The 2,161-nt window shown below is 69.1% G+C and carries 2 protein-coding genes; both read right to left on the reverse strand.

Translation table 11 applies throughout. The features are described 5' to 3' along the window. Positions 1–72: 72 nt before the first annotated feature. Positions 73–861: an IS21-like element helper ATPase IstB gene (gene istB / locus ABTW87_RS30075; protein WP_350654788.1), complete on the reverse strand. Its 789-nt coding sequence runs from the start codon at positions 859–861 to the stop codon at positions 73–75. Beyond that, complete coding sequence (gene istA / locus ABTW87_RS30080) at positions 861–2,090, reverse strand: IS21 family transposase (RefSeq protein WP_350654789.1); 1,230 nt, start codon at positions 2,088–2,090, stop codon at positions 861–863. Before istA ends, istB begins: the two co-directional genes overlap by 1 nt. Positions 2,091–2,161: the final 71 nt, after the last annotated feature.

Here is a 2,161-nt window from a genome sequence, read left to right on the forward strand (position 1 = left end):
GTGTCAACGACGGCCGAAAACGGACCCCTTGACGACGGCTGAAAACGAACCCCCTCTGCTGGTTGATCTTTGCTAGTCGTTGGTCTTGGTGGCCGCGGGGACGCGGCCGAGGTCGCGGTCTTTGAGTCGGTAGCTGTCGCCCTTGAGGGAGATGACCTCGGCGTGGTGGACGAGGCGGTCGATCATGGCGGCGGCGACGACGTCGTCTCCGAAGACTTCACCCCACCGGCCGAAGGGCTTGTTGCTGGTGACGATCAGCGAGGCTCGTTCGTAGCGGTTGGAAACGAGCTGGAAGAACAGGTTCGCGGCTTCGGCTTCGAAGGGGATGTAGCCGACCTCGTCGACGATCAGCAGCGGGATCCGGCCGAGCTTGACCAGTTCGTCTTGCAGGCGGCCGGCGTGGTGGGCGTCGGCGAGGCGGGACACCCACCCGGCGGCGGTGGCGAACGCGACCCGGTGCCCGGCCTGGCAGGCCCGGATCCCGAGGCCGATGGACAGGTGCGTCTTCCCGGTGCCGGGCGGGCCCAAGAAGACGACGTTCTCCCGGCTGGTGATGAAGTCCAACGTGCCCAGGTGAGAGATCGTCTCCCGCTTCAGGGAGCGTTGGTGATCGAAGTCGAACTCCTCCAGGCTCTTGCGGGCCGGGAACCGGGCGGCCCGGATGCGTCCCTCTCCGCCGTGGGCTTCCCGGGCGGCGACTTCCCGTTGCAGGCAGGCGGCGAGGAACTCCTCATGCGTCCACGACTCCGCCCGAGCCCGCTCCGCCAGGCGTTCCACCGACGCGGCCAGGGACGGCGCTTTGAGGGCGCGGGTGAGGAACGCGATCTCCGAGGTGACGTTGCGGCTGGTCTTGCCGGCCATCAAGCCACCTCCTCGGCGTGAAGGCCGAACAGGCGGTCGTAGTCGGTCAGGGCCCGGTGCTCGACTTCGGTGGCGACGGCCGGAACCGTGGCCAGGCGTCGGGCGGCCCGCAACTGGTCAGCCGCCTGCCGGTGGTCCGGGTCGGTGATGGTCTGTCCGCCAGCCCAGCAGCGGTCATGACGGGCGACGAGACGGCCGTTGCAGAACACTTCCACCTGATCGCAGTCGGCGGTGACGTCGACCCGCCGGCCGACGACCGACGGGTGCACCGAGTAGTCGTTGGCGTCCAGGCGCACGTAATGGTCGCGGGGCAGCCGGGTTGACAGCCGCCACCCGACCACGGGAGCCACCGGTGGCAGCCTCACCATCGCGGCCCGGTCAGCGTCGAGGCGGTCGACAGGCCGGGCATGCAGGCGGCGGTGTTGTCGGCTGTTAGCCCGCACCAGCCACCCATCGAGTTGGGCGTTGAAGTCCTGCGGTGAAGCGAAGACCCGTCCGGGCAGGAACGAAGTCTCCAGATAGCCGTTGGCCCGCTCCACCAGGCCCTTTGCCTCCGGATCGGCCGGCCGGCACTGCACCACCCGGATCCCCAAGCAGCCTCGGAAGGCGTTCATCGCCTCAGTCAGCTGCGGCCGGCCGCCGCACCATTGCCCGACCGCGGACTCGTTGTCCCAGACCAGAACCTTCGGCGCCGCCCCCAGCCGGCTCAGCAGCTGCCACTGCCCGGCCAGCAGGTCCGGCGCCTGCCTAGTCGGGATCATCACCGCCGACAGCCACCGCGAATACCCGCAGACCATCACCAGAACCGGCGGCCGGCCCACCTGCCCGAAGCCCAACGGCACGTCCGCCGGCGGGAACCACAGATCACACTGCGCCAACTCGCCTGGCAGATAGTCCGTGCGCTGCACCGGGTCCGGCGGCGTGAACAACGGCCGCAACAGCCGCACCCGGTCCTTGAGCACCGTCAACGACCTCGTCCAACCGATCCGCTCCGCGATCACCGTCGCCGGCATCTCAGGCCACTGCTGCAACAACGCCCGGATCTGCGGCTCCACCGCATCCACGATCGACGGCTTCGCCGGCCGCGAATACCGCGGCGGCCCCTCCGAGGCCAACGCCCGCCGCACCGTGTTCCGCCCGACACCCAACTTGCGAGCGATCGCCTTGATCGGCATCCCCTCAGACCGATGCAGACGACGGATCTCCGCCCAGTCCTCCACGCTCAACACCCTCCCGATACTGGAAGGGGGGTCCAGATTCGCCCGCCGCCTGGGGGTCAGTCTTCACGCGTCGCCGACAG

The sequence above is a fragment of the Micromonospora sp. NPDC126480 genome, from assembly GCF_040302465.1.
GTDB lineage: Bacteria > Actinomycetota > Actinomycetes > Mycobacteriales > Micromonosporaceae > Micromonospora.

What these genes read in the sequence shown, in the direction of transcription:
- istB (WP_350654788.1), bottom strand. Translation starts at nt 861, where the DNA reads ATGGCCGGCAAGACCAGCCGCAACGTCACCTCGGAGATCGCGTTCCTC.